Genomic DNA, 26,403 nt, shown 5'->3' with positions numbered 1-26,403 from the left:
GTGGCTTGGGCCGAGCTGCGCATCACGAGAAGTCACCCCAGCCGCCCAACGCACAGCTCAGTGGCGCTCGCCCCTGGCGTAGGGGCCGTGGGGACAGGGTCCAGCGACCACTGCAGCTGGTTGCTGGGCGGCGCACCGCCAGCAGGCTCCGTTCGCCACCTTGCGAGTCGGTCTCTACCGGCGAGCCTGCAATACACATCAGCTTCATACCAGCCAGTCTACACCGCGATGCAGATCCATATTCCAGCACCCAAGAGCGGACGAGGCGATTCGCCGTGATACACACCTTGGCGAAGGCCCGGACGGTGCAATGGGCACGTGTTCGAGAGTTGGCTTGCCAAGCTGCTGATGCTGAGGAGCGATGTAGGGAAGCTGCGCGTTCAGGGTGCTTTCGCCACCCACCCGCGCCACGACATCGCAGCGTAGAACAACTCGGCGTCGACGAACCCCGCCTCGGCGATCAGCTCGGCTTCGCGCGTAGCACACAGCGTGCTTAACACTTCTTTGAGGCGTGCGCGAGTGGTAGCAACGTCGGCGGCATCAGCACCTGCGTTGAGCGCGAAGCGTGCGTAGCGGTCGCGACGCATATCGAAGTCGGGGGCGTCGCGGTCTAGGCATAGATCCACCAGGACGAGGCGGGCACCGCGTGGCAAGCGTTCGCGGATCGCTGTCAGCGCATCGCGCTTGGCGTCCTCGCCCTCGAGGAAATGCAGCGTAAGGAGGCAGGACGCGCCGTCGAAGGGGCCCGGCGGTGAATCGCGCATGTAGCCACACGTCAGTTCGACGCGATCCAGGACGCCCGCCTCCCGTAGGGTGATGCGCGCTTGCTCGAGCATCGCCTCGTGGGGATCGACGCCGACGAAGCGCCACCCCGGCTGTAGGCGGGCAAAGGATGCGGTCTCCAAGCCGCCGCCGGCGCCTAACACCAAGATGCGAGCGTCAGGGCCCGCGTGTTCTGCGATCAGCTGGGCGGCCATGGTGTGCATAGCGTCGTAGCCGGGGACGAATTGGCGGGGACCCGCCACGTAGGATCTTGCCTGCAGCGGGTCGGCGTAACGGCGGTCGGTCATGGGCGGCTACCTCGAAGCGCTTGCCAATGGTCATGAGGTCACTGCGGCGCATCCGCGGTGGCCAAAGCGCTTTGTGGCGACCGCTGGCAACCTCACCTTGGTACACGGCGCCCGGCGACACGTCCTTCGTGACAGGCCATCTCCACCACGGCCTTCAGGATGGGAACAGTCTCGTCTTCGGCGCCGGCCACAGCCCGAACAGTGACACGAGGGAAATCACGTGCCGCCGCCTGGGGCGCTACAGCTGCTGCCACTCCGTTGGCGCCATTCCGAAGCCCCGACGGAACGCTGCCGCAAATTTGGAAGGATTCGAGTAGCCTGACTCAAGGGCGATGTCGAGCACCGTCCCGCGGCGCTCGCGGAGCAATGCGGCCGCTCGATGCATGCGCACCTCATTCACGTACTGCGACGGCGTCACGCCAAAGGTCAGGCTGAAGGCCCGGGAGAAATGGGCGCGACTGAGATCACACAGTTTCGCGAGCTGCTCGATCGTGGGTGGCAGCACGCCGACGTCGTTGACGTACTCGCGCACGCGCGCAGCGTGCAGGGCGGACAGGGGGCGCTCGCGCACCTTGGGCACTACGCGAGTCGCACTGTGTTCAAGCAGCGAACCAGCAACCGCCAGCAGCTGCTCTTCTCGCTCGAGGGCCGAAGTCACAGTGTCGGTGACCACCGAGGCGCATCGGATGAACTGCTGACGTAGGGCCCTCGAATCCAACGCACGGGACGCCAGCGCCTCCACGTCGATGCGAGCGTCTTCGCTCGCGTCCGCCATCAGCTCGAAGAGTAGCGCGTCGTCCACGCCCAGCTGCAGCGTGGTGGCCTCCGGCCAGTGCCCCTGCGCCCGACTTCCCCCAAGGCGTACGGCCATGTTGCCTGGGATCATCGGGCTGTCGAAGGCGATACCGTCGTAAGCGAAGCGAAAACGGCCCCCACCGTTCAGGAGCATCACCAGGTGGATGCCCAGGGGGCCCGGCGAGTCACCCGAGTACGGCCGCAGATGCGACTTGTACACGAGCGCCTTGCTGTCTTCCGACAGGCTGAAGGACTCGATACGGGTGCCCATCGCCTGCACCTCGGCAATCGTCTCAGCCTGTTCAGCGGTAAGTGAGGACAGCTCTGGGTTTCGCACAATTGGAGCAGACCGCACTCTCGCCGGCCGCCTTTAATAACGAATCTCATTCGTATATTAGCGGCGAAAATATGGATTTGACCAGTACTTTCGGGCCGAACGCGTCGGCGCGCTCTGGCCTGTGGGCCCTGATTTCCCTCATTGCCACAAGCCCCGCGACGGTGTGGGGACAGGACGGCCCTGCCGCCACCGACGGTGATAGCGACTTGCCCGTGGACGAGATCGTCCTGGTCATCGGCAGCAAATTGGGCCAGACACGCGCCGAAGTGGCGCAGAGCGTGGCGTACCTCGACGAACAGCGCCTGCGCGATGACTACATCCTCAACGTCGAGGACGTCTTCGACCGCACCGCCAACGCCTTCACCGGCGCCACCCTGTTCGGGGCGTACAGCATCCGTGGCGTGAAGAGCACCAACGTCACGGACGGCTTCAGCCGAGCGAACGCCCTCTCCACCGTACTCATCAACGGCACGGCCCTCGGCATTTCCGCCACCGACTACGTGAAACCGTCGCTCTTCGATGCGCGCGTAGTAGAGATACTGCGCGGACCCCAGTCCGTCGCTCAGGGGCCGAATGCGCTGATCGGCTCCATCGTCATCGACTACAACGATCCCACCTTCGATGGTTACGAGGGCAGTGCCGTGGGCGAGTTCGGCGAACTGGGCACGCTGCGCCTGGCTACCGTTCAAAACCTTGCCCTAGTGCCGGACGTTCTCGCGGCGCGCATCACGCTGGAAACACGTCAAAGCGATGGGGCTGTCAACAACCCCACCACCGGTCAGGACGATGTGCAGCGTACGGACGAGGAGACCATTCGCACGCAGTTCCGCCTGCAACCCCTGAGCGATGAGCGCCTGGTGATCGATCTGACCTACTTGCGGAACCGCTCGGACTCTAACCCTTTCGCCAACAGCGAAGCCAACGATTCGATTGGTCAGAGCTTGTTCGACCGCGTGCAAACGGTGGACGAGCCAGACAGCTACCCCTCGTCCTTCGACTTCCTCTCCCTGGAGGCCGATTGGAGTATCGACGATCGCTGGGCCCTTCGAAGCGTTACGGGCTACGGCGACTTCAGATCAACGCAGCGCCTCGACGGCGATGCGAGCCCCGCCCCCTTGTTCGTCATCGACTTTGATGTGAGCGAGGAGATCCTGAGCCAGGAGGTGCGCTTGCACTACACATCGCCACGCCTACAGCTGCTCACGGGTCTGTTCTACTCCGATGCTCGCTTCGAGAACGGTTTCGATTTCCAAGGACTGCTGCCCGGCGAGAGCGGCGAGTTGATTCCCTTCAGCCAGTTCCAGACAACGGCAGAGGACGTGAAGCAGCTCGCCGTCTTCGCCAAGGGCAGCTTTGCCCTCACGCAACGCCTACACGCGACGCTGGGCTTGCGCTTAAACCGAGAGGAGCGTGCCCAGCGCCTGCTCACGGACCAGCTGGGTGCACCGCTCAGCTTCGACGGCGACGCCGACTTCACGCAGATCTTGCCAAGCGCCTCGTTGCGGTACGACATCAGCGAGCAGAGTGCCATCGGCGCCCTCTACAGCCGCGGCTACCAGGGCGGTGGCTTCGCCGTCGGACTGATCCTAAATGAGGTCCAACCCTACGATGAGGAGTTCATCGACAACTACGAGATCTTCCTACGCCATCGCACACTCAATGATCGCCTCACGCTGAGCGCCAACGTGTTCTACTTCGACTGGCGTGACCAGCAAGTGCCGTTTACGCCCGAGGGTGGCTTCCCCGGCCTGGACGAGTTCATCGCAAACGCTGGCTCCTCCTCCGTATTTGGCCTGGAACTCGACGTGCAGGCGCAGGTCACCGAAACGCTCTCGATGTTCTTTTCTATAGGCGTGAGCGACACACAGTTCGACGAGTTTACGGTGGATGGGCAAGACCTTAGCGGTCAGCCATTCCCCGGCGCTCCCGACTTCAACCTCGCACTTGGGTTGACCTACCAATCGCCCACGGGGTGGTTCGGCGCCGCCACGTACACCTACGTGGATAGCACCTATACGGAGCTCGCATCGCCGGACTTCACGGCCATACGTGCGCGCAATCTATTGGCCGGGCGGGTCGGCTATCGGCGCGAGCACTGGTCTGTCTTCGCCTTCGGCCAAAACCTGCTCGACGAGGACTACGAACTGGCGGTGTTCGATCGCCGCGTGCTCGGCGTTCCGGACCCGATCGGGCGCGTGGCCGATCCACGCGTGGTCGGCGCCGGCTTCAGCCTCAACTGGTAGGGACACCGCCATGGACACCGCCAACCGGGGGCTCGCGCGCTGGTACTGGGTACACAAGTGGTCGAGCCTCATCTGTACGGCCTTTGTACTGCTCGCTTGCATCACCGGTCTTCCCCTTGTGTTCGCTGAAGAACTCGACTCACTTGGTCACGCGCACGCGGGAGCCGCAGACGAGAGTAGCTGGCTGGACTTCGATACCCTGCTCCAGCGAGTGCAAGCCGCTCGACCGCAAGCGGTGCCTCAGTTCGTGATCCGCGAGCCGACCACGCCGGGCATCACGGTCGTCGGAATGGGGAAACGCGTGGATGCCCCCCTGGTGGAGAGCGAGCAGGTGCAGCTGGACAACGCCACCGGGGAGATCCTTGCCGCGGGTGGCGAGTTCGACGGCGTGCTCGGGGTTTTGGCGCAGCTGCACATCGAACTGTTCGCCGGGCAGCTCGGCACCCTGTTTCTCGGGTTGATGACCGTGTTTCTACTCATCGCGCTGATCAGCGGCGTCGTCATCTACGTGCCCTTCATGGGCAACCGCACCTACGAGCGCCCTCCGGCGCGCAGCAGCCAACGGCAGCGTTGGTCCTGGCTGCACAACGGCCTCGGGATGGTGTTGGCGGTATGGTTGTTCACCGTGGCACTCACGGGCGCGATCAACACGGTGGGGGCGCCGATCATTCAGCTGTGGCTGATGACTGGCGTCAGGGATGCCGTCGCCTCGGATACGGTGTCCGTTGAAGCGAACGCTACGCTTAGCTCCTTCGAGCAAGCCTACCGCCGAGCCGCCCGGCAACTGCCCGACTCCGATTTCTACTTCGCCATGTTCCCCGGCACGGAATTCTCCAGCGATCGCCACTACCTGATCTTTCAGACCGGGCGCTCGCCCCTGGCCTCGCGTTTGTTCAAACCCGTGATCGTCAACGGCTATTCGGGGGAGTTCGTCGGCGCGCCCGAGTTCCCTTGGTATCTCAAGGCTCTGCTGCTCTCACAGCCTTTGCATTTCGGCGACTACGGCGGGCTAACGCTGAAGATCGCCTGGTTTGTGCTCGATGTGGGAGCGATCGTGCTCCTGTGGAGCGGGGTGGCCTTGTGGCTACGTCGCCGACGGGCGCGTCATCAGCAGCACGGCGTGGCCGCGGCGCCCGCGCAAGGCGTCTCGTGAGCGAGCACGAGGGCGGCGTGTTGAGGCGCCTGTGGGCCGTCCCGCTTGCGGCTGGGGCTGTCAGCGCCGTTGCCCTCTACGCAGCGCTGGTCAGCGAGGCGTGGGTGGACGTGGTCTCGGGCGTTGCACTGGCTGCCGTGGGCGCCTACGCCGCGAGGTTTACCTTCCGCGCCTTTCTATCGCGCAAAAGCTAATATATCTGATAGTATCAAGTATAAAAGTGATAAGACCTACACTGGTAGCGAGGACGTCGCCAGAGGCAACCGATCAGGAACCCTCAACCGCCCAAGGTCGCGAGACTGGCAAGGCGCGTTGCCCGAGGATATGGCCAGTTGACGATGCCATGAGTACCCCTCGCCCGTACTCCGACGAGGGCGTTCGTCGAGAACCGGCGCTCGCACCGGTGTACGCTCGCGACGGAGGGCGCTGGTGCAAGCAGGGCGGACCCATGGCCGCGTGTCAAGGGCACAGCCCCGCGCCTAGGGCAGGATCACCTCGAAGTTGACGATCTGAGTCTCTACGTCGCCGACGATTTCAGTGTCGGTTAGCGTATCAACGTCGGTGCCGCCATCGAAGCTAGCGATGCCCGCTGCCTGCACGCGGGTGCCACTCACCGTGTCCATACCGTCTGCAAACTGCGCTCGGAAATCACCGGTAGCGGTGATGTCCGTCAGCGCGGCAACGTCATCACCGCCTGCCGTGTTGAGATCGATCATTCCGAACGCGTCGGTGAGCTCGATGCGTAGAGAATCGGTGCCTTCACCGGTGTTGGTTTCCAGGGCGTTGACCCTCACCCCCGACAGCGTCACCGCGTCGTTGCCGACGCCCGTCTGGATGTTGATTGTACCGGCAGTAGCCTCACGCAGCGTCACGGAATCGTCGGCGGTGCCAGCATCCACCACGAGATTCCCCCGCACCTGCACACCCGTCAACTCCACGTTGACGGGCCCCTCGTCAGTGCTGATGAAGAAGTCCGTGCCGACGAAGGTATCGGCGAGTGCAATGCGATCGGACCCCCCGGCCTCGCCCGTGACAATCCGAAACGTGCCGCCGACGCGCAGCGCGGCGAAGTCCGTGATGACGTCGCTACCGGGGCCGAGGTCTATCGTGAGATCGCCCGCCAGCCGCAGACCGGCAAACCGGATCACATCGCCGCCGCCGCCGAGGCCCATCTGAACCGAGTTGATGGCCCCGAAACCCACCGCGGGCAGGCCGTTGATCGTGGTGCCGTCCCGACCGATGAGGACCACCACACCAGGCGCCGGCGAGGTCATGTAGATGGCGTCCGAAAAGCCACCGCCCACGACGGTGAGCGTGCCGCCCAGCTTCGTGGCCGAGATATCGTCGGAAGCGAGAGCCAGCGCCGGTAGGAGCAGCAGGGCTGCAGCGGCGGTTAGGGAGTTGCGCGTTAGTCGCATCGTCGAAGCTCCTGCGGTTACGGCCAGCACGTCCATGCCCGGCCATACCAGCAGTTTAACGACGCCGGCAGTAGAAGAGAACGCCCGCGTCTGTCTTCGCCACGTTGGGAGGAGGGCGGACATCCGGTACATCGTTCCCCAACGCAGGTTGTGCCCGGCCCCTGTGCCACGCAGGCTCCCGGGCCTGGCACACTGGCGGGGTAAGGGCGCGAGTGTGTGTCTTAACTGGATCGCACCCCATTCAGTTGCAATCCGCAAGCGCTCCCCCGCTGCAATAGCGTTGCAGGCAATCGTCGTAGTGCGATCGATGGTGCCCAGACTGACCGGTGCTCCACACAAACGTCGAAGCTTCCAGCTTCGATAGGGAGACAGCAGTCGCCACCGTAGGCCTCTGGGCACGCCCGTGAACGCAACCCAAGTACCCTGCCCTTTCGCGGGGCAGGCCGCGGGATCACTCAAGGAGGACGCCTGATCCGCCGAGACCCGCCGCTCGCTTGCGAGTCCGCGACGCCGAGCGGAAACGTGCTCTCCCCGCGGCGCCGCTCACTTGCGGTCGCCGAACCCCTAACGACGATTGACCCAAATCTGCAACAGTTCATTCACTTCGCCAGTAGCGTCTTCCAGGAGCCCGGCGGGGAATCGAACCGCGAGCGGCTCGCCTGACACGTTCAGGCAGAGCTCGTGATCGCTGTATCTATCATTCAAATCGCCAATGGCGAATGGCCGCACAAGCCGTTGCGGCTGCCGATAGCACCCTACAGGAAGGGCGCGAACTGAGCCCGCAGATCCACCGCTTCGCCAAGCTTGCGACCGATTCGCTGAAGATCGGGAATGGCCTTGACGTTGTCCATTACCAAACCGTCCGGATCGATATCCCCCAAGCCTGCCGTCGCTAGCGCCTGCGCAGACGTTTCGACATCGTAGCGCGCATAGAGGAAGCGGCGGTCCGTCTTTGCTCCGTCGGCGGGAATCAGATCACCCACCTCCCTGTCCAAGGGCAGACCGGCAACGCATCGGCCAAGGCAGCGACAACTCAGGTCGTTCTCGATCGCCATCGCCAGCATGAACTCCCGCGGGAGGGTCTTAGCGGTGGCAATGAGGCCCTCACCACCAGAATGGGGATCGGGCAGCAGCCGATAGCTGTAGCTAGTGCCTACGGAAATCAGCATCATCTTGTCTTCGCCGCTCTCCCAACCGCATCGGTACTCGGGAGCGGTCGCCATCTTGAAGAGCAAGAAAGCGGGATTGTTGTAGGGCGTAACGCCACCGTCCTCGAAATAGAACTGCTTGTCCGGATCGCTGGGGTCCCACTGCAGCCGCTCCGGTGCGAAGTACGTCGGTGCCGCCGAGCTCGCGCGCACCAACTGCCAAAGCGGGATCTTGAGGTTGCAGTCTTTACGCTGCGGATCGTTGTACTTCGCCGCCGGATTGGTGCTCACCGGCCAGGGGCTGTCGGTCTCCACATTGCGCGTCACAACCATAAGGTGCTTGTCGCGCGACAAGCGCGCCTCATTCTGCAATTCCAGAATCGATTTCTCGGTGTACTCGCGCTTCAGTCGAGCTGTCAGCTTCTTGTGCGAATAGCTGCTGCGGCCGCGCGTCCAGAGGCGCTTTGCCAAGCCCTTCTTGTCGAAGATATCCGCGCCCTCCTCCACGTAGAGCTTCTCGAGTTCGTCCACCGTCTTTCCAAGTGACAGGCCCGCCGCGATAATGGCGCCGGTGCTGGTGCCCGCGATGTAGTCAAAGAACTCGTTGAGCCGCAGATCGGGCTTTCCGGTAACCGCGCGTAGATCCTGTTCGATCTTACGCAGCGCACCGAGGGAAATGACACCGAGGATGCCACCGCCATCGAGAGAGAGCAGGCGTTTCTGGTCGGGGTTGAACATGGTGTGCTCCTGTTGCGACCTGTCTCCAGACCGCGTGTGCTTCCTAACGGCTAACTCAAATGATACATGTGGGCCGCGGTCCGCGCCGCCGTTCGCCTACCGCGTTGCGGCAGTACACGGCGCCCTTCACAGCGCCCGAAGGTGAGTTGGGTGCGGTTGTGCGCATATCTTTCCATGCAAGGTATCATGGTCATCCTTCGCCCGCGGCGGTCGACCATGGATTCAGCCCCCCGCACGATCAGCCTTCGACCTGGGCCTAGCCCGACTGGCGGCGGAGACTGCCCAGCACTGGCCAAGCAGGGCACTGATCGCACCACCAAGTCACTTGCAACTTGTGGGCAACTTGGAATCTGTGAGTTCTTGATCACCTTGGCACACCTGAGGACACCATGGAGGCCGCTGGGCTACGGGGAGCACACGATTGGCAACGCGCAATCCTGAAACTCCACGCGAGCGAGTGGTTTCGTTTGCGAAGGGACTCCCAGGGATCCCTGAGCGCCTACTGCTTTCTCACTCTCGAGGCGGAGTTCTTTTCATCGCTGGCGCAGGTGTTTCGGAACCCTCTGGTCTGCCTGGCTTCAAGCGCCTGGTTTTGGACATCTACGCCCAACTCGACCCGCGCGCTCACACGTCTCTGCAACTGATCGCTGAAGCCGATGATGCGAAGAAGAGGCTGGAAATCTCGGAACTCGACCTCTTCGATCTATCCGATCAACAGATCGTAGAGTTGAGGCGATTCCAACGATCCGAATTCGATGTGACGCTAGGTATGCTCGAGAGACGAATAGACTCTCAAGCGAGCGAGACTAGCAAGGTCAGGCAAGCCGTAAGAGACACTCTGTCCAAGCTGAACCCCAAACCATCACCTATCCACAAGGCCCTCATTCAACTGTCAAACCGTGGCGTTGCTACGGCGCTTGCCACGACCAACTTCGACCTACTCCTGGAGGATGCCGCGCAATCGCTAGGGCTGCAAACAACGACATCTTCCCTCGGCGCCATTCCGAGGCCCGGCCGAAGTAGAGAGTTTGCCGGCATCCTTCACATTCATGGTGCCCTCAAACGCGACCCGGTGGATCCATCTGACCTCGTGTTGTCTGATCAGGACTTTGGCGAGTCTTACCTGCGACGACGAATGGCAACAGACTTCATCCACGACGCGGCTAGGCTGTTCAACCTCGTGTTGGTGGGATATCAGGCAAACGATCCCCCGATGCGCTACCTGCTGAATGCTGTGGCGGCAGACGGGTTGAGGTTTCCAGACGTGAGAGAGCGTTTCGTGTTCGTCGGCTCCGAGAGCATTGACAGGGTCGAAATGCAGGACTGGAGGTCCCGAGGGATTACGCCAATTTGGTACGACAGCAAGAACTCGCACGCCGCACTGCTGGACACGCTGACACGCTGGTCACAACTATCTGCAATCAACGGCGAGCAACAAGTCATAGAACGCACGCTCACGAGCATCGTGAACAAGTCCGTTGACGCAGCCACGGACGCGGAACGAGACCTCTTTGATCACCTTGTTCGGCGAGGCAACTCGAGAGAGAGAAATCGATTGACTAGGTTAGCGTCGAAGTCTAAGCCTGACCTGGGCTGGCTCGATCGCATAGTTGCCATTCTCCGGGAACCCAGAGGCGAAGAACGGAAATGACTCGTCATTGGCACTCCCTAGATGACCGCGATCAGAGCGTGTACCAGGCCACGTCTGCTTTCCTAGAGAGTAGGCTCGAGGAACGCCGGACAATCAATTGGGCCTTGGCCCTATCAGGGGGCGACTGGCCACAGCGGCGCGCAATCATAGATCTGTTGCGTGGGACAACAGACCGCCCGCTCATCGAACCATGGCGAACTGCCTGGAGCCTCATTGCCGACAGCTGGACTCAACCGTTCGCGGAGGAGCCTGGCTCGACCGCGGCACGTCAAGCTCAGGCGAGAATCGATGCTGGCGATAGCTCAAGCGACTTAATCGATTCGATCGTAAAGAGAGTTGCACCGCGACTAAAGGTAGCCCGCCTCTCAGAGAGGTACTGGAATGACTCACAAGAGCCAACGGAACCCAAAGGAGTGGAAGACCTGTTCCTCGCGTCGTTGACAAGTGGGCCGCAGATCGATCCGAAAGTTCTAAAGCTGAGTGAGGTCTCGGATCCAGGGTTTGCCCTCGCCCTGGCAAACGCCCTAGAAGACGCCGTGGTTAGAGGACTCGATGTTGCGCGGCGACTCGGTTGGGATGGCGAGACCACAAGCTGGAGACTAGGCCAAATCAAGCGAGTTTACTATGTGCCTGCCGATCACTACCACGCTGACGATGAAGAGCCGGATCGATTCAGCTCCGGGGTATCGCCGGCAACGAAACTACTTCATTTGGTGGTGAGCCGACTATTTGAGATTGATAAGCGCGGCGCAATGGAGTTCGTTGAGAAGTGGAGAGCTTGCCTCGACCCGATCCGAACCCGTCTGTGGGCAGCCCTCGCAAGAGACCCAGCAATTGCTCACCACAGCACTGTAGTCAGCTTTCTCCAGTCACGGAGCAACCGACAGTACTGGGACGTAGGGGAGTTCCCAGAGATCGCCGAGCTGCGAGCGCGCAGATTCCGTGACATGAGCGTTACTGCCCAAAAGCGGGTAGCGAATCGTATCCGCAGACTGCCCCCGAAGAACCTATGGGCGAGAGACTTCCCATCATCCGCGTTGGACGACGCGAGACACCATTGGGCGGCACGGGAACTCCAGCGCATCAGAGCCGCCGGCGCAGCGCTTCCTGCAGAAGATGAGGCGTGGCTAGCCGAAAGGATAGTCCGCTTCCCAGACCTGTCCGCAATGACGCAGGTCGACCATGGATTCCCCGAGTCTATTCGAGTCGAGAGCGTACCCGACACCCCCGACCGTCGCTTCGATTCGCTCACTGGACTCCAACGGCTGACGGCACTCGAAGGGGCTCTGGGAAGCACCCGAAGCAGTTGGCGCGATGATCCAGCAAAAGGGGCGGAGGACTGGATCAACCAAGCAGGAAACGCCGACAAGCTTGTCGATGACTTCTATGCGGCTGGAGATCGCGCTGGGGAAGCTCCAAGGGTGTGGGAGCGTTTCGGCTGGGCACATCAGCCATCCGATCAGCGACCAGATGGCGCCAAGCAGAGGCTCGCCAGCCGACTCATGGATTCACTACACACACTGCCCGATGCGACCACTTTGCAGGCAGTCAGCGGCATCACAACCTGGATTTCCAACTGGGCTGCGTGCGTGTGGAGAGATCCGAATACCATGGCCGTTTGGGAGCGCCTCTGGCCCGTTTCAGTCACAGCCACGAACAATGACCCGAGGACGGAGGGAAGGACCGACCTCGATACCGTTATCGAGTCCAGCTCCAGTTCCGAGCCCATGGATCTAGATACACTCAACACCCCCACGGGCAAGATGGTGGGGTTGTTTCTCGCTGGGCTCCCCAAGCTCCATGCAGAGCCGACTCCGTTCGCCACCAACCCTGACCTAGCACGGATGAGAGACGACATCGCTAACGCCCCTGGACACTCGGGCCGAATCACTCGTCACCGGCTAATCGCCGAGCTACCTTACTTCCTGGCCGCCGATGATCGATGGACCCGAGAGCACCTGGTTGAGCCTCTGCTATCGGACTCATCGGAGTCGGTAGCGCTATGGAGGGCGGTTGCTCTCAGAACACGCTATCACGAGGTGCTGAAAGTCATTGGGGCGAGCATGGCAGAGCGGGCTCCAGATAGAGGACTTGGTCGTGAGTCTCAGGGATCTCTCATCTTCAGTCTCGTCGTTGAATCGTTGCATTCACTGCGATTATCGAGAACGCCAGCCGTATCTCATGCAAGGGTTCAGCAGGTGCTTCGCTCACTCGACGGTGAAGCTAGAGTACACGCTGCCGGATCAGTCAGTCAGTTCCTCCGCGAGATGGCTGCGGGGGCTCCAAGCGATCCAGCGCTATCGCCAGAGGCCATCTTCGACTCGGCAGTGGAGCCCTTTCTAAAGGAGGTGTGGCCGCAAGAGCAGTCGCTGTCGACGCCCGGCGTGAGCAAGTCATTGGTGGAAATTCCCGCCGCGTCAGGCGATCGTTTCTCGGCCGCCGTCGCTGCGATCGAGCGATTCATCGTGCCCTTCGACTGCTGGTCCAGCCTTGAGTACGGGCTCTACGGAGACACCGATGGGCAACCCAAGATCAGGCAAGTGGATAGCAAAGACAAGGCCAAAGCACTGTTAACGCTGTTGGACCTGTCCATCGGTACGTCCGATCGTGCGGTTGTCCCGTTTGATCTCCCAGACCTGCTAGATCACGTAGAGAGTGTTGCGTCAGATCTCGCCACAACGTCGACTTTTCGTCGTCTCGCCGCGCTGGCGCGGTAGTCCCCCTAAGGGCCGCGCGGCTGGCTTAGATCACGAGACCGCGGGCGCAAGTCTGCCCCACTTAGCTCCCGGCAAGACGAGTGATCACCTCCTCCAAGGTAACCACATCCGCATACCGCCGCCCCACATCACGCAGATTGTCATGGTGCGGCCCCTCCGCCATATCCCCACAACAATCCTCCGGCACGATCACCCGATACCCATTAGAAAACGCATCGATGATCGACGCCCGAATACAGCCACTAGTAGTACACCCGGTGATGATCACCGTATCAACTTGATGCTTGATTAAAAACGTCTTCAGCGGCGTCTCGAAGAAGATCGAAGGCGCCGTCTTGCAGAAGGTGAAGTCGTGCTCCGGATCGTGCACACGCTCATCGATTTCCGTAGAGGGGTGCCCGTAGAAGAAGTCCTTGTACAGCACCTCCACCTTCCAGTAGGGAATGTCTCGCTTGGACTCGTAAGCTGTGTAGCACTTCGCCACGGGCAGCCCACGTGGCCGCGCCACTTCCAGCAGCTTCGCTGTGTTCGCCACGGCACGGGCCACATGCTCGGACTTGCCCAGCTCGTACTCAGGTTGGGTAAACCCCTTCTGGAAATCCACCACCAACACGGCGGCGCGCTGGCCGAAGCCCACCGGTACTGCGCCGTATCCTGCATCCTCGTGCTCAGCCATTGCTTGCCTCCCCGCCGCGGCGGCTCCGGTTTAAACGAGTCCCTTAGGCCGCGCCGCGGGTCGCGCCGCGCGTAAAGCGGGCGAGGAACTGCGGTTTGCTCGGAGGCTTCAGGCCAGTCTCAGCTTCACAGCGCTCGATCAGCTCGCTGAGCTCGCCGCCGCGGTCGAAGAGCTTCTTCTCCGGCCGCGCCGCGCGCAGTTTCGTCCGCAGAGCCTCGGTCGCACCCTCGTCCACCGTGTAGTCCTCGTTGACAACGACTCCGTAGCGACGGGCACCCTCCTGGGTCACCAGGCCCCTTTCCACGTCCTGCGCCACCCGTTCGGCCGGGCGCTCATACGGGTCACCCCAGCCGCCACCGCCCCAGGTGTCGAAGTAGAGCAGGTCGCCGTTCTTCACCTTCACGTGATCGCACTTGGAAGGCATCAGCTCTTCGGAACCGTCCGTGCGCACGAGGATCTTACGGCTCCGCTCGCCGGGCAGCCCGCCGTTCACCCCCCACGGGTAGGTCAGCCAGCGATCGTCATGGATCGAGATTTCGCCGTCGGCCAGGAAGCGATAGCCCATGCGCAAGCCGTTGCCACCACGGTGCATCCCCGGTCCACCACTGTCCGCCAGCGTCTCGTACACATCGATACGCAGCGGGAAGTTGCACTCGAGGAATTCGTTGGGCACGTTCGTGAACGCAGGCCACAGCGAGTGTCCATCAGGCCCATCACCCATCGGCTTGCCGGGAATACCGCCGAAGCCGATCTGATACAGCTGGTACCACTCCCCATCCTCCTTGTACCCCGAGTACATGAAGTGAGGACTGTCGGAGAAGCCCGCGGCGCACAGGAAGTCCGGGTTGCCCTGGCCGAAGAGTCCAGAGATCACATCGAAGATCCGACCCAACGCATGCGTTCGGCATGACAACGCCGCCGGCCGCTGCGGCTTGAGCAGCGTCCCATCCGGAATCCGCACTTCCATCAGGTCATAGAAGCCGTCGTTGAACAGGATCTGCGGGTCGAACACCATGATCATGAACACGCCGCAGAACATCTTGAACATCTCTTCATTGAGATAGAAGTTGATGCTGCCGATGGACTGCGGGTCGGTGCCCTCGAAGTCGAAGATGACCTTGTCACCCTCGCGCCACATGGCACAGCGAATCTTGTAGGGCCCCATGCCCATGCCGTCGTCGCAGATGTAGTCCTCGAAGAACTGCTTCTTCTCTGGGATTTGCGTGGTGATGAGGTGATGCATGGCGCGGTGATTGCGATCGAGGAGCTCCTGCATGGCGCTTACGATCACGTCCTCACCAAAGCGCACGGACATCTCTTGGATGCGCCGGTCGGCGGTACGGCACGCGGCAAGGATGGCGTTGAAATCCGATAGGTTCCAGTGCGGCAGACGGCAGTTGTGCAGGATGAGCTTCAAGATGTCCTCCTGCAGCTCGCCCTTCTTCACGATCTTGGTCGGCGGCACCACGATGCCTTCCTCGTAGATCTGGCGTGCGTCGGTCGGCAGGGAGCCGGGCACCTTGCCGCCGATGTCGGTCATGTGGCCAAACATGGCGGCCCAAGCGATAAGGCGGCCGCTGGCGAACACGGGGCGTAGCACGAGCCAGTCGTTGGCGTGGGAGATGGCGCCGCGGCACTCGTAGGGGTCTGTCGTGAGGATCACGTCGCCCTCTTCGATGGTGCCGTCGTAGCCTTCCATAAAGCCGTGGATGAAGGAGCCAAACTGGCCGACGACCATCTTGCCGTCGGGGTTGGCGATCATCGGGAACTCATCGTGCTGCTCGCGGATGCCTGGGGACATCGCCGTGCGGAACAGCACCGTGTCCATCTCGTAACGCGCGTTGCGCAGGGCGTTTTCGACGATGTCGAGGGTGATGGGATCGACGTCCACCTTGGCGAAGGGCGTCTCGTTGGTCTGAACAACTGTTGCGGTCATGGTGCTCTACCTACCTTACGCGCCAACCGGGCGGATGATGATGTTGCCGTACTCGTCAACGGTGCCGTTGTGGTCGGAGAGAATGAGTGACGTCGAGTCCATCTCCACCACGATGGCGGGCCCTGGGACCACGTTGCCGGCCTTCAGCTTCGAGCGATCGTAGATCACCGCCTCCCGATCCTCATCGTCCATGAAGACGTCCTGCTTGCCGATGGCGGCCGCCGCGGCATCGGCGCCGCCGCTCTCCACCTTCTCGGCGGTCACTTCGGTACCTGAGCCTTCTACGACGGCGCGTAGGTTGACGATCTCGAGCTCCACGGGCAGGGCGAAGGTGAACAGCTGCGTGTGCATCGCTTCGAATTGCTTGCCTACAGCATCTAGGCCCTCGCTGCGCAGGGCGTCGAGGGTGGTGTCGATGGTGAGCTGGAAGCCCTGGCCGAGGTAGCGCAGGTCCACCTGCACGCTTCGATTCTGTTCGGCGCGCGGCACGTTCTCCGCGTCCAGTGACGCGGCGGCCTGCTCGCCCAACTCTTCGAGGATATCGACCACCTCCTGCGGGGAGGTTTCGGAGAAGCGACGGATGAAGGTTCGCGACGCTTCATCACGTACGCTCGTGGTGGCGTCACCGTACGCACACAGCACGCCCGGGCCCGGCGGGATGATCACCGGCCAGGACGACATCAGCTTGCCCAGGGCATTCGCATGTAAGGGCCCGGCCCCGCCGAAGGCGATCAGGGCGTAGTCGCGTGGGTCATGCCCCTGCTCCACCGATACCAGGCGCAGGGCGCCGAACATGTTCTCGTTAACGATATCGATGATGCCGGCGGCCGCCTTCTTTAGCGGCAGGTCCAGCGCGTCGGCCACCTTCTGTACGGCCTTCTCGGCGAGCTCGCGGCTGATCTCCATGTCGCCGCCAAGCCGTGAGTCGCTCGGGAGGTAGCCGAGCACCACGTTGGCGTCGGTCACCGTCGGCTCCTCGCCGCCCCTTTTATAAGCGGCGGGGCCGGGATCGGCACCGGCAGATGCGGGCCCTACGCGTAGGGCTTTGGTCAGTTCGGGCACGTGGGCGATCGAGCCGCCGCCGGCACCGACGGTGCGCACATCGACGGAAGAAGCACGCACGGTCACGTCGTCCACGCTCGTCTCGCGGCGCAGCTGGGCAGCGCCTTCGCTCACCAGCGCCACGTCCGTGGAGGTGCCACCCATGTCGAGGGTCAGCAGGTTCTTGTAGCCGCCCTGCCCCGCGATCCACACGGCGCCGGTCACGCCGCCGGCGGGGCCGGACATGAGCAGGCTCACGGGCAGCTCCTGGGACGCCTTGGCGGAGGCGAGGCCACCGTCCGAACGCAGGATGTGGAGCTTCACATCGTTCATCTGCTTGGCGAGCTCGTCGCTCAAGTTCTTGACGTAGGCTGCGACCTTTGGCCTCACGTAGCTATTCGCCACCGTGGTCACCGTACGCTCATACTCCTGCATCTCCGGGATCACTTCGGCAGAGATGGACACGGGAATCCCCGGCATCTCCTCGTGAGCGATCTCGCGAATGCGCTTCTCGTGCGTGTCGTTGGCGAAGGAGTTGATCAGCGAGACCGTGAGCGCCTCGATGCCCTTGGCCTTGAGCTCCTGCAGCGACGTGCGCAGCGAGTCCTCCTGCAGCGGATCGACGATCTCACCGCTGGCGGACGTACGCTCGTCAGCCTCGCGCGTCAGCTCCAGGGGCGCGAGCGGCTCAGGCTTGTTGAAGATCACCCATCCGCCGAGGCCACCGGGCACGTAGGAGCGTGCGATCTGCAGCACCTGACGGTAGCCCTTGGTGGTGATGAGGCCCACGCGAGCCCCGGTGCGCGTGAGCACCGTGTTGGTGGCGACGGTCGTGCCGTGCATGACGTGCGAAATCGCCGTGGGGTCCACCCCCGATTTTTCGCAGACCTTGTTGATTCCGTTGAGCACGCCGATGGAGGAATCGGCCGGTGTCGATGGCACCTTGGCTGTATGAATCTGGCTGGATCGCTCGTCGATCAACAGCACGTCGGTAAAGGTTCCCCCGACGTCCACTCCCAACCGATAACTCATCGCCCTCTCCTAGTCGTATCGGTCGACGCTGAACGCCGACCGGTGCGCGACGACACGGGTCGCCGCGCGGGTGAATGCTGCTCATCGTCCTCAGGCCGCGGGCGGCGCGGGAAACACCCCTGCACGCGTGACCATGGCCGGCATGGTCGCGTCGAGAATGTCGCCCAGCCAGCGGGTCGTGTCCATGATGCCCTCGATGTCGATCCGCGCATCGAAGCCCATGCGGTCGATCATGTACAGCACATCTTCCGTTCCGATATTGCCTGTGGCGGCGGGCGCAAAGGGGCAGCCGCCCACGCCACCGCAGCTCGCATCCAGGGCGCGCACGCCGGCTTCGAGGGCCGCGTAGGCGTTGGCCAAACCCGTGTTGCGCGTGTTATGGAAATGGCATCGCGGCGGCGGCGAGCCGGCTTGGGCCAGCAGGTCGAGCATATGGCTCACATCACTGGGTGCCGCCACACCGATCGTATCCGCTAGGGCGACCTCGGCCACGCCGTAGTCTTCCAGCGCTTTCACCAGGTCCACGACGCGCGGCGGGGAGACTTCGCCCTCAAAGGGGCAGCCGAAAGCAGCGCCGATGGTGACGCCACAGGTTACGCCATCGCGCGCCGCGGCCTGCGCGATGCGGCCGACGGCTTCCAGGCTCTCCTGGGTGGTCACGCGTTGGTTGCGTTGATTGAAAGTGTCGGTAGCGACCACCACGCAGTTCACTTCATGGATCTGCGTGGCAAGGGCGCGCTCGTAGCCGCGCTCGTTCAGCACCAGGCCCAGGTAACGTACGCCCGGGGGGCGTGGCAGACGGGCGAGTAACTCATCCACGTCTGCCATCTGCGGCACGCGTTTGGGATTGACGAAGCTAGCGACCTCAATTCTGCGCACCCCTGCGCTGATCAGCCGTTCGACGAACGTCAATTTTTGCTCGGTGCTCAGCAGCGTGGGTTGGCTCTGGATGCCGTCGCGCGGCCCCACTTCCACGATCTCCACGCGCTGCCGCGGTTGGCTCGCGTTGCTGCTCAATACGCCCCCGTACGGACGCCCCCGGTCAGCTCCTATTCGGATAGAGGCGGCATCTCATTGTATACGATCTGAAGAATTTGATCTCGTAAGCCCGCGTAGCATCGCTGAAACGAGGCAGGTTGGATACAATCCTGGCATATCCCCCCTGCTTTGGCGACAGCCAACAAGGAATGCTTCTTATGTCGGACAGCCCCGCCGCCCCCTTCGGTCCGCTCGCTGGACTGCGCGCCCTCGAGATGGGGCAACTGCTCGCCGGGCCTTTCTGCGGCCAGCTGCTCGGGGATTTCGGCGCCGAGGTGATCAAGCTCGAGCAGCCGGGCCGCGGCGATCCCATGCGCGACTGGGGCCGAGAGAAGGCGAACGGCGAATCCCTGTGGTGGCCCGTCGTCTCGCGCAACAAGAAGTGCATCACCCTCAACGCCCGCGAGAGGGCCGGCCAGGAGCTGATCCTCTCGCTGGTCGAGAAGTCCGACTTCCTGGTGGAGAACTTCCGCCCGGGCACACTGGAGCGGTGGAACCTCAGCTACGACGCCCTGAAGGCGGTCAACCCGGGACTGATCCTCGTGCGCGTCACCGGCTACGGCCAGTCGGGCCCCTACGCCGCTCGTGCGGGATACGGCGCCATCGGCGAGGCCATGGGCGGCCTACGCTACGTGGTAGGTAGCCCGGATCGTCCGCCGAGCCGCATGGGCATCAGCATCGGCGACACGCTGGCCGCCACCTTCGCCTGCGTCGGCGCCCTCTCCGCCCTCCACCACCGCCACGTCACCGGCGAAGGCCAGGTGGTGGACTCGGCGATCTATGAAGCCGTGCTCAACGTGATGGAGTCGCTGATCTCCGAGTTCGACGCCACGGGCTTCGTACGCGAGCGCACCGGCGCCATTCTGCCGAACGTCGCCCCGTCCAACGTCTACCCCACGAGCGACGGCGAACACCTGATCGCCGCCAACCAGGACTCCGTCTTCACCCGCCTCTCCGCCGCCATGGGCCGCCCGGAACTCGCGGAGGACGAACGCTACGTCTCCCACAACGCCCGCGGCGAGCATCAGGAGGAACTCGACAACCTCATCGCCGACTGGACCCGCACCCTCGACGGCAAGAGTCTGGAAGATCTACTGAACGAACACAGCGTACCTAACGGTCGAATTTACCGCGCGCCCGAAATGCTCGAAGACGCCCACTTCAAAGCCCGCGACGCCATCATCCGCCTCGCCCACCCGAGCTTCGGCGAGATCGCCATGCAAAACGTGGCGCCCAAGCTCTCGGCCACCCCCGGCGGCATCCGCTTCGCCGGCGCCGCCCTCGGCGAGCACAACGACGAGGTCTACGGCGACCTCCTCGGCCTCGACGCCCAACGCCGGTCTGCCCTGCAGGCCGACGGCATCATCTAACCGGGAGCGCCAAGACCATGCCCAGCGTGCACATCAACGGCCACGACATGTACTACGAGATCCATGGGGAGGGCGATCCCGCCATCTGCATGGGCGGCTGGGGCACCTACTGCCACGGCAACACGGGCAACCTTGCCCGCGGCCTCACCGATCGCTACCAGACCCTGATCATCGACTACCGCGGCATCGGCGAGTCTTCCGACGACCCCACCATCCCCGCCACGATGGAGTTGCACGCAGAGGATGTGATCGGCCTCCTCGACCACCTCGGCTGGCGCCGCGTGCACTTCGTGGGGTTGGTTGGCATGGGCGCATGTATCGCCCAGCGCGTGGCCATCGCACGACCCGACCTGGTCCGCTCCATGGTCAACATGGGCTGCTGGGCCGCCGTCGACGACTACCTCACGGACCAGCTCAACATGTTCTTAGACGTGCACGTGAAGCAAGGCTTCGAGGCCTTCCAGCGCTTCGTCTGCTTCATGTCCTTCCTGCCGGAGTTCTACAACGAGAACCGCGGTCGCCTGGTACACCCGGACGGGCCTTGGAGCGAGCTGCGCGGGCGCGAGGTCACGCACGGCCGCCTGATCGACGCGTGCGTCTCCCACGACGTGCGCGAACTGCTGCCGCAGGTGCAGGCGCCGACGCTCGTGATTCACGCGGCGCGAGACATGGTGACGAGCCCGCGCTACACGGGCGTGATCGAGGCGCTGCTCCCGAACGTGGAGGCGGTGACCATGGAGGACGTGGCCCACGTGGTGGCTGGTCGGGAGCAGAAGATCGCCTTCTGCGAGATCCTGTTCGACTTCCTCGAACGTCACTGAGCGCGCAGGCGGGACCCACCACTCCCAGGTCCCGCCCTCCGCCGTTCGTTACTCGTAGCGCAGCGCCAACACGGGCCTTGCCATCGCCGCCCGACTCGCCTGCAACCCCACCGTCAACGTCGCCACCACCAGGGCAGCGAGCCCACTAGCGACGAACAGCCACGCCCAGTCGAGGGTGGGCACGCGATAGACAAAGCGCGTCAGCCAGTCGTTCATGAAGAACCACGCCACGGGCCAAGCGATCAGGTTCGCAAGCAGCACCAAGCGACTGAAATCGCCCGTCAGCAGCAGCACGATGTCGCCGACCCCCGCGCCCATGACCTTGCGCACGCCGATCTCTTTGGTCCGCCGGTCGGTGGTGAAGGCGGCCAGACCGAAGAGTCCCAGGGTGGCGACGAAGATCGCTAGGCCCGAGAAGGTGGCGAACATCTGTGCCTGGCGCCCCTCGCCCCGATAGAGGGCGTCGAAGCGCTGATCGAGAAACTCCCACTCGGGCGGGGTGTTCGGCACCAGTCGACGCCACACATCCTCGAAGTGCGCGATCGCCGATGCCGGGTCGCCCGGGGCGATCTTCACCGAGATCGAGCGCCCGTAGCCCGTGTTGGGCTCGGCGAACACGGTGGCCTTGATCTCGTGGTGGAGCGAGGAGAAGTGGATGTCTGGGATCACGCCCATCACTTCGCGCTCGATGAACATCGTGAGGTCAGCGTCGGCCGCCGAACGGATCACCTGACCCACGGCCTCCTCCGGCGACCACCCAAAGCGGCGCGCGGCAGACTCGTTGAGCACGGCGCCACCCTGCGTCACCGGGTTCTCCGGCGTCGGTGCTTCCACCCGCCGTTGGCTCTCGAGGAAGGTGCCGCCGGCGAGGAACTCGATGTCGTAGTGGTCGAACCACTGGTAGTCCACCTTGAGGTCGGCGATGGCCATGACGTTCTCACGCGTGAACTGCACGTCCGGCCCCACGTAGCCGCCGCCATCGAGGTTCTGCATGCCCGGCACGCGCGAGCTGTACACCGCCGACTCGATGTCGGGGTGAGCCTCGAGGGCCTGCTTCATCGGCTCGTAGAGCTCCCACAGGGGAGCGAAGAACGGCAGTCCGCTGGTGAGATTGCGGGACTTGTCGTAGCCGAGGTCGAGGTTGCGGGCGTACTGCATCTGCAACATCACCACGCCGGTGGCGATGAGCAGGGCAATGGACGTGGCGAACTGAAACACGACGAGCACGCGACGCAAGAGGTTCGACCCGGTCGAGGCATCCCGCCCCTTGAGCACCTGGGCCGGACGGAACTGGGACAGGAACAGCGCCGGGTAACTCCCTGCGAACACCCCTACCAGTAACGTCCCACCCACCAGCGCCAGCAGCGCGTTCGGGCTCAGCAGGTCGATTTCCAACGGCCTTTCGACGAAGCTCGCGAAGAGCGGCAGGGTGAGTTCCACCAGCGCGACGGCTAACAGCATGGCGAGGGCCGTGAGCAAGATCGACTCGCCCAGGAACTGGGCCACCAGCTGGCCGCGCGAGGCGCCGATCACCTTGCGCACGCCCACCTCCTTTGCGCGCTGGGTCGACAGCGCCGTGGTGAGGTTCATGAAGTTGATGCACGCGATGAGCAGCACGAACAGGGCCACCGCCGAGAACGTGTAGACGTTGTTGATGCTGCCGTTAGCTCGCCACTCGGCGTCGCGGTTGGAGTGTAGGTGAATGTCGCCGATTGCCTGCAGCTCGAGGCCAGTGCCGTCGTTGGCGTTCTCCCCGAGATGCTTGATCAGGAAGCTGGGGAAGCGTTCCTCGAGGGCCTCCGGCGAGGTGCCCGATTGCAAGCGCAGGTAGGTGTAGTAGTTGTTGCTGCCCCAGTTCTCGAGTTGATCCTCGCCCAGCAGCAGTGGCACGGCCGTGATCGAGGCGAGCATCTCGAAGGCCATGTGCGTGTTCGGCGGCAGATCCTCGATCACCGCCGTGACCGTGAGCTCCAGGCGCCCCATCAGCTGCAGCGTCTTGCCGACCGCCGGCTCACTGCCGAAGTAGCGCTCGGCGCCGCGACGGGTCATCACCAGGGAGGTGGGACTCGCGAGCGCCGAGGCAGCATCCCCCTCCAGCACCTCGAGCCCGAGGAAGTCGATGGCGTGCGTATCCGCCACCACCATGTGGTTCTCGACCCGCGGCTCGCCGTCGACGGTCAGGGTCACCTGCCCTGGGACGAGCATACGAACCTGGTCTTCGACCTCGGGGAAGTCTTGCTGAAGCAGCGGCCCGATCGGCGGCGCCACCGCAGCCAGGCGTAGGTTGTTGCCGTAAAAATCACGTACGACGCGATGGGTGCGTTCGGCATCCACCCAATGCTTGTCGTAGCTGAGCTCGTAGCGCACGAAGAGCGTGATGACGATGCACGAGGCGAGGCCGATGGCGAGGCCGATCACGTTGATGGCGCTGAACAGGGGGTTGCCGGCGATGTGTCGCCAGGCCACCCGCAGGTAGTTGTCAAGCATGGGCCACCTCCCTGCCGTGGCGCGGCGCCGGCACCACGTTCTCCGCCAGCACGCTGCCGTCGAGCATGTGCACCGTGCGGCTCGCGTGGTTGGCGTGGGTGGCGTCGTGGGTGACCATGATGATCGTGGTGCCCTCCTCGTTGAGCTGGTTGAGGAGGTTCAGCACTTCTTCGCCGTTGGCGCTGTCGAGGTTGCCCGTGGGCTCGTCGGCGAGGATGAGCTTGGGGTTGGTCACCACCACGCGGGCGACGGCCACGCGCTGCTGCTGACCGCCCGAGAGCTGCTGCGGGCGATGGTCCGCCCGATGCGCGATATTGATCTTCTCGAGCACCGTCTGCACGCGCTGGCGCCGTTCACGCGCGGGCACCTTCTGGTACAGCAACGGGAGCATGACGTTCTCCGCCACGGTGAGCTCGTCGACCAGGTTGAAGCTCTGGAAGATGAAGCCGATGCTGCGCTTACGCAGCTGCGCCAGGCGACCCTCGCCGTAGCCGGCGACATCTTCGCCATCGAAAACGTAGCGACCACTGCTCGGCGAGTCGAGCATGCCGAGCACGTTCAGCAGGGTGGACTTGCCGCAGCCCGAGGGGCCCATGATGGCGATGAACTCACCCGCGCCCACATCGACGCTCACGTTGCGCAGCGCCGTGGTTTCCACGGTACTGGTGCGGTAGACCTTGCTTACGTCGTGTAATTCGATCATGCCTAATCCTCTGGTCAGGTTGTTGGGTTAGCGTTCGATCTGCAGTCGATCGACGTCGATGAAGGTGGCGTAGGAGGACACGATCACGCGGTCCCCAGGCACCAGGCCCGCTTCCACCTCGAGGCGATTCGGGTTGCGGCGACCGAACTGCACCGGTCGCCGGCGGGCGGCCGTGCCGTCGGCGTCGAGGACGAAGGCCCAGGCGCCACCCGTGTCGTTGAAGAAGGGGCCGTTGGCGAGCAACACCGCGTCGCCTTGCGAATCCCCCAGCTGCAGGCGCAGCTGCAGGGTCTGGCCGCGACGGATGTCGGTCGGCGCGCTGCCCAGGAAGCCCAGATCGACGCGGAACTGCGCACCCTGCACCTCCGGATAGATCTTGCTGATCTCTAGGCCGTACTCACGGCCGCCGTCGGTGAACACGGCCTGCTGGCCGAGGCGCACCTGGCCCACGTAGAACTCGTTGACCAATGCGGAGGCCTTGAAGCCGTCGACATCGTCGATCTGCCCGAGGCGCTCGCCGGGCGCCTTCGACTCGCCGAGTTCCGCATTCAGCGAGGTGAGGTGGCCATCGCGCGGCGCCCGCACCATCAGCATGTCGAGCTTCTCGCGGGCGAGCGCCAGGTTGCGCTCCAGCTGGCTAACGGAATTGCGAAGCTGATCCACCTGCACCAAGCGGATGCGCTCATCCACCTCCTGGCTCTCGCGGGTGACCTCGCGGCGGGCACGCCAGTAGGCGAGCTCGTCCTTGCTCTCCTGGTATTCGTTGTTGGAGAGGAACTGGCGACCCTCGAGGGTCTCGTAGCGCGCCACGAGACGGCTCAGGCGCGTGATCTGGTAGTCGATCTCCACCAGGTCGCTCTTGAGGCTCAGGCGGTTCTGCTCGATGGCGAGCTCCGTGTTGCGCAGGTTGTTCAACTGCTCGGAGATCTCGGACTCGCGGGCGATCACCTCCAGCTGCAAGGTGGTGTTGGACAGCTCCACCAGGGGCTGACCGGCCTCCACGAAGGCCCCCTCCTCCACCAGCACGTCCTCCACGCGCCCGCCCTCGATCGCGTCCAGGAACACCGTGCGCTGGGGCTCGACGCTCGCGCGCAGGGGGATGAAGTCCTCGTAGGTGCCTTCGGACACCTCGGCGATGCGCAGGCGCTGGCCGTCGAGGGTGAAGGACGTGGTGGGCTCGAGGCTACGCAGGGCGAACGCGCCGCCGGCTACAGCAACGATGGCGATGGCCGCTCCGATCCAGAAGCGGTGGGCGCGGCGCTGAACGGGGCGGTCCATCGCGTGCTCGGGGGTGTGCGGGTTCCGAGTGTTCATGGTTTGGGTAGAGCGATTTCCATGCCAAAAATCGCCACCCAGTAGAATCAGCAACCTAGCGCCCTCCGGCGACATCCTGCACCGTTCGATTTTCGAAATCGAACACCTCCAGGCGTTCGTTTTCGAACAAGCGTGCGGTAGAGTCCCCGCCATGCCAGGCCAGGGAACCTTCCTCGTCATCGACGACGACGCCGACGTGCTCACCACCGCGCGCCTGCTCCTGCGCTGGTTCAAGCGCATCCTGGAGATCGCGCCTGACGCGGTGGTGTGCTGATGACCACCGGACGAGTGACAGCGGATCTCGGGGGTCGGCCCCGTGCTGGAGCTATTGCAGGCGCGGATCGAGCGAGATGAGTGGGCCGCGCAAGGCGGAAGCTGATGCGTGAGCCGGGCGCGCCGAAGGCGCTGGAGTAGACCCGCGCTTGATCCTCAGCAATTCGCTAGGCATCCATCGCTAGCGCATTTTCTGCAAGGCACCATCTGCAAGGCACCATCGAGGTGCCTTCCTCACCATGTTGGCAACTTCGCTGACACCAGCGCAGGCGTACGCCTACGCCCTGGTCCAGGTTGACGGTCAGCGAGCATAGTTGATGTCGCGCTTCCCCACCACGCGGCAGCCTACGCTGGCCCGCTCCGCAGGGCCTGCTTCGGCGCGCTGACGCGTGGCTACCCCTCCGGGGCTGTATCTGGACCTGCGACCAGGCGGAAGCCCACG

The 26,403-nt window shown here is 63.5% G+C and carries 19 protein-coding genes; 8 read left to right on the top strand and 11 right to left on the bottom strand.

All coding sequences use genetic code 11. The annotated features are described in order from the left end of the window. Positions 1–380: 380 nt before the first annotated feature. Positions 381–1,070: a class I SAM-dependent methyltransferase gene (locus AAGA68_23010; protein ID MEM9387943.1), complete on the bottom strand. Its 690-nt coding sequence runs from the start codon at positions 1,068–1,070 to the stop codon at positions 381–383. 238 nt (positions 1,071–1,308) lie between these two features. Next, positions 1,309–2,136, bottom strand: coding sequence for an AraC family transcriptional regulator (locus tag AAGA68_23005; GenBank protein ID MEM9387942.1), 828 nt, complete (start codon positions 2,134–2,136; stop codon positions 1,309–1,311). Between the two features lie 137 nt (positions 2,137–2,273). On the opposite strand from AAGA68_23005, the gene AAGA68_23000 reads away from it, so the two are divergent. Genes AAGA68_23000 through AAGA68_22990 form a run of 3 tightly spaced genes read left to right on the top strand, consistent with a single transcriptional unit; the run spans position 2,274 to position 5,792 of the window. Then, on the top strand, positions 2,274–4,445 hold the full coding sequence (locus AAGA68_23000; protein ID MEM9387941.1) for a TonB-dependent receptor: 2,172 nt from the start codon (positions 2,274–2,276) through the stop codon (positions 4,443–4,445). A 10-nt stretch (positions 4,446–4,455) separates the two neighbouring features. Further along, the gene (locus tag AAGA68_22995; protein ID MEM9387940.1) at positions 4,456–5,598 is read left to right on the top strand and encodes a PepSY-associated TM helix domain-containing protein; all 1,143 of its coding nucleotides are present in this window, start codon (positions 4,456–4,458) and stop codon (positions 5,596–5,598) included. After that, on the top strand, positions 5,595–5,792 hold the full coding sequence (locus tag AAGA68_22990; protein MEM9387939.1) for a hypothetical protein: 198 nt from the start codon (positions 5,595–5,597) through the stop codon (positions 5,790–5,792). The genes AAGA68_22995 and AAGA68_22990 overlap by 4 nt, the downstream gene beginning before the upstream one ends. A 285-nt stretch (positions 5,793–6,077) precedes the next feature. Here AAGA68_22990 and AAGA68_22985 read toward each other — a convergent pair whose 3' ends face one another. Both AAGA68_22985 and AAGA68_22980 read right to left on the bottom strand, forming a co-directional pair. Continuing rightward, positions 6,078–7,016 carry a hypothetical protein gene (locus tag AAGA68_22985; protein MEM9387938.1) on the bottom strand — a complete coding sequence of 313 codons (939 nt, stop codon included), beginning with the start codon at positions 7,014–7,016 and terminating at the stop codon, positions 6,078–6,080. 755 nt (positions 7,017–7,771) lie between these two features. Then, positions 7,772–8,902 (bottom strand): patatin-like phospholipase family protein, encoded by a 1,131-nt coding sequence (locus AAGA68_22980; GenBank protein MEM9387937.1) that lies wholly within the window; start codon positions 8,900–8,902, stop codon positions 7,772–7,774. Between the two features lie 592 nt (positions 8,903–9,494). On the opposite strand from AAGA68_22980, the gene AAGA68_22975 reads away from it, so the two are divergent. Both AAGA68_22975 and AAGA68_22970 read left to right on the top strand, forming a co-directional pair. Further along, entirely contained in the window at positions 9,495–10,553 is a 1,059-nt protein-coding gene (locus AAGA68_22975) for an SIR2 family protein (protein MEM9387936.1), read from the top strand. Between the two features lie 2,267 nt (positions 10,554–12,820). Next, a complete protein-coding gene (locus tag AAGA68_22970) occupies positions 12,821–13,270 on the top strand; it encodes a hypothetical protein (protein ID MEM9387935.1) in 450 nt (149 codons plus the stop codon). 61 nt (positions 13,271–13,331) lie between these two features. Here AAGA68_22970 and AAGA68_22965 read toward each other — a convergent pair whose 3' ends face one another. The 4 genes from AAGA68_22965 to AAGA68_22950 form a co-directional block, all read right to left on the bottom strand. Beyond that, positions 13,332–13,946, bottom strand: a complete 615-nt coding sequence (locus AAGA68_22965; GenBank protein ID MEM9387934.1) for an isochorismatase family protein — start codon at positions 13,944–13,946, stop codon at positions 13,332–13,334. A 43-nt stretch (positions 13,947–13,989) separates the two neighbouring features. Continuing rightward, positions 13,990–15,882 (bottom strand): hydantoinase B/oxoprolinase family protein, encoded by a 1,893-nt coding sequence (locus AAGA68_22960; protein MEM9387933.1) that lies wholly within the window; start codon positions 15,880–15,882, stop codon positions 13,990–13,992. A gap of 15 nt (positions 15,883–15,897) precedes the next feature. Next, the gene (locus AAGA68_22955) at positions 15,898–17,955 is read right to left on the bottom strand and encodes a hydantoinase/oxoprolinase family protein (GenBank protein ID MEM9387932.1); all 2,058 of its coding nucleotides are present in this window, start codon (positions 17,953–17,955) and stop codon (positions 15,898–15,900) included. Between the two features lie 90 nt (positions 17,956–18,045). Beyond that, positions 18,046–18,972: a hydroxymethylglutaryl-CoA lyase gene (locus tag AAGA68_22950; protein ID MEM9387931.1), complete on the bottom strand. Its 927-nt coding sequence runs from the start codon at positions 18,970–18,972 to the stop codon at positions 18,046–18,048. A gap of 179 nt (positions 18,973–19,151) precedes the next feature. On the opposite strand from AAGA68_22950, the gene AAGA68_22945 reads away from it, so the two are divergent. Together AAGA68_22945 and AAGA68_22940 are read left to right on the top strand one after the other, a co-directional pair. Then, positions 19,152–20,363, top strand: coding sequence for a CoA transferase (locus tag AAGA68_22945; GenBank protein ID MEM9387930.1), 1,212 nt, complete (start codon positions 19,152–19,154; stop codon positions 20,361–20,363). A 17-nt stretch (positions 20,364–20,380) separates the two neighbouring features. Beyond that, positions 20,381–21,184 (top strand): alpha/beta hydrolase, encoded by an 804-nt coding sequence (locus AAGA68_22940; protein MEM9387929.1) that lies wholly within the window; start codon positions 20,381–20,383, stop codon positions 21,182–21,184. 48 nt (positions 21,185–21,232) lie between these two features. Here AAGA68_22940 and AAGA68_22935 read toward each other — a convergent pair whose 3' ends face one another. From AAGA68_22935 to AAGA68_22925, 3 genes are read right to left on the bottom strand one after another with little or no spacing between them, the layout of a single operon-like run. After that, entirely contained in the window at positions 21,233–23,671 is a 2,439-nt protein-coding gene (locus AAGA68_22935; GenBank protein ID MEM9387928.1) for an ABC transporter permease, read from the bottom strand. After that, the gene (locus tag AAGA68_22930) at positions 23,664–24,374 is read right to left on the bottom strand and encodes an ABC transporter ATP-binding protein (protein MEM9387927.1); all 711 of its coding nucleotides are present in this window, start codon (positions 24,372–24,374) and stop codon (positions 23,664–23,666) included. The genes AAGA68_22935 and AAGA68_22930 overlap by 8 nt, the downstream gene beginning before the upstream one ends. 27 nt (positions 24,375–24,401) lie before the next feature. Continuing rightward, the gene (locus tag AAGA68_22925) at positions 24,402–25,652 is read right to left on the bottom strand and encodes an HlyD family efflux transporter periplasmic adaptor subunit (GenBank protein ID MEM9387926.1); all 1,251 of its coding nucleotides are present in this window, start codon (positions 25,650–25,652) and stop codon (positions 24,402–24,404) included. Between the two features lie 187 nt (positions 25,653–25,839). Between AAGA68_22925 and AAGA68_22920 the strand changes: the two genes are divergently transcribed. Next, positions 25,840–25,962 (top strand): hypothetical protein, encoded by a 123-nt coding sequence (locus AAGA68_22920; protein ID MEM9387925.1) that lies wholly within the window; start codon positions 25,840–25,842, stop codon positions 25,960–25,962. Positions 25,963–26,403 lie beyond the last annotated feature (441 nt).

This window comes from Pseudomonadota bacterium (genome assembly GCA_039193195.1).
Lineage (GTDB): Bacteria > Pseudomonadota > Gammaproteobacteria > Steroidobacterales > JBCBZW01 > JBCBZW01.
Note: the sequence above shows the minus strand (reverse complement) of the source record. Positions and strands in the feature narration are given on the sequence as shown.

Excerpts from the sequence above, each read along its gene's own strand:
- AAGA68_23010 (MEM9387943.1), bottom strand. The coding sequence starts at position 1,070 with ATGACCGACCGCCGTTACGCCGACCCGCTGCAGGCAAGATCCTACGTG.
- AAGA68_23005 (MEM9387942.1), bottom strand. The coding sequence starts at position 2,136 with ATGGGCACCCGTATCGAGTCCTTCAGCCTGTCGGAAGACAGCAAGGCG.
- AAGA68_23000 (MEM9387941.1), top strand. The coding sequence starts at position 2,274 with ATGGATTTGACCAGTACTTTCGGGCCGAACGCGTCGGCGCGCTCTGGC.
- AAGA68_22995 (MEM9387940.1), top strand. The coding sequence starts at position 4,456 with ATGGACACCGCCAACCGGGGGCTCGCGCGCTGGTACTGGGTACACAAG.
- AAGA68_22985 (MEM9387938.1), bottom strand. The coding sequence starts at position 7,016 with ATGCGACTAACGCGCAACTCCCTAACCGCCGCTGCAGCCCTGCTGCTC.
- AAGA68_22980 (MEM9387937.1), bottom strand. The coding sequence starts at position 8,902 with ATGTTCAACCCCGACCAGAAACGCCTGCTCTCTCTCGATGGCGGTGGC.
- AAGA68_22970 (MEM9387935.1), top strand. The coding sequence starts at position 12,821 with ATGGCTGCGGGGGCTCCAAGCGATCCAGCGCTATCGCCAGAGGCCATC.
- AAGA68_22965 (MEM9387934.1), bottom strand. The coding sequence starts at position 13,946 with ATGGCTGAGCACGAGGATGCAGGATACGGCGCAGTACCGGTGGGCTTC.
- AAGA68_22960 (MEM9387933.1), bottom strand. The coding sequence starts at position 15,882 with ATGACCGCAACAGTTGTTCAGACCAACGAGACGCCCTTCGCCAAGGTG.
- AAGA68_22955 (MEM9387932.1), bottom strand. The coding sequence starts at position 17,955 with ATGAGTTATCGGTTGGGAGTGGACGTCGGGGGAACCTTTACCGACGTG.
- AAGA68_22945 (MEM9387930.1), top strand. The coding sequence starts at position 19,152 with ATGTCGGACAGCCCCGCCGCCCCCTTCGGTCCGCTCGCTGGACTGCGC.
- AAGA68_22940 (MEM9387929.1), top strand. The coding sequence starts at position 20,381 with ATGCCCAGCGTGCACATCAACGGCCACGACATGTACTACGAGATCCAT.
- AAGA68_22935 (MEM9387928.1), bottom strand. The coding sequence starts at position 23,671 with ATGCTTGACAACTACCTGCGGGTGGCCTGGCGACACATCGCCGGCAAC.
- AAGA68_22930 (MEM9387927.1), bottom strand. The coding sequence starts at position 24,374 with ATGATCGAATTACACGACGTAAGCAAGGTCTACCGCACCAGTACCGTG.
- AAGA68_22925 (MEM9387926.1), bottom strand. The coding sequence starts at position 25,652 with ATGGACCGCCCCGTTCAGCGCCGCGCCCACCGCTTCTGGATCGGAGCG.
- AAGA68_22920 (MEM9387925.1), top strand. The coding sequence starts at position 25,840 with ATGCCAGGCCAGGGAACCTTCCTCGTCATCGACGACGACGCCGACGTG.